Annotated in this window: 1 protein-coding gene; it reads left to right on the plus strand. The window is 72.2% G+C overall.

Going from position 1 to position 410, the window contains the following annotated elements; genetic code table 11:
* The coding region (locus G3I78_RS49600) for an acyl-CoA dehydrogenase family protein (protein WP_275424949.1) at nt 1-410 on the plus strand (410 nt) is incomplete at both ends.

The following is a 410-nucleotide window of genomic DNA, read 5'->3' on the forward strand; positions in this document are numbered from 1 at the left end:
TCCTGGGCGAGCGCGGCCTGGAGTACGCGAACTTCCTGCGCGCGCTCGACGAGGGGCGTATCGCGTTCGCCGCATTGGCGACCGGCGCCGCGCAGGGCTGCCTCGAGGAGGCGCTGCGGTACGCGGAGGAACGGGTCGTGTTCGGGCGGTCGATCGGCGAGAACCAGCACGTCGCGTTCACGCTCGCGCGCATGCAGGCTCGTGTCCACACGGCCCGGCGCGCGTGGCTCGACGCCGCCCACAAGCTCGTCGCGGGCAAGCCGTTCAAGGCGGAGGCGTCGGTCGCGAAGCTCGTGGGCGGCGAGGCGGCGATGGCGAACGCGCGCGACGCGTCGCAGATCTTCGGCGGCTACGGCTTCCTCAACGAGAACCCGGTCGCGCGCCACTACCGCGACGAGAAGGTGCTGGAG

This window comes from Streptomyces sp. SID13726 (assembly GCF_010548375.1).
Lineage (GTDB): Bacteria > Actinomycetota > Actinomycetes > Streptomycetales > Streptomycetaceae > Streptomyces.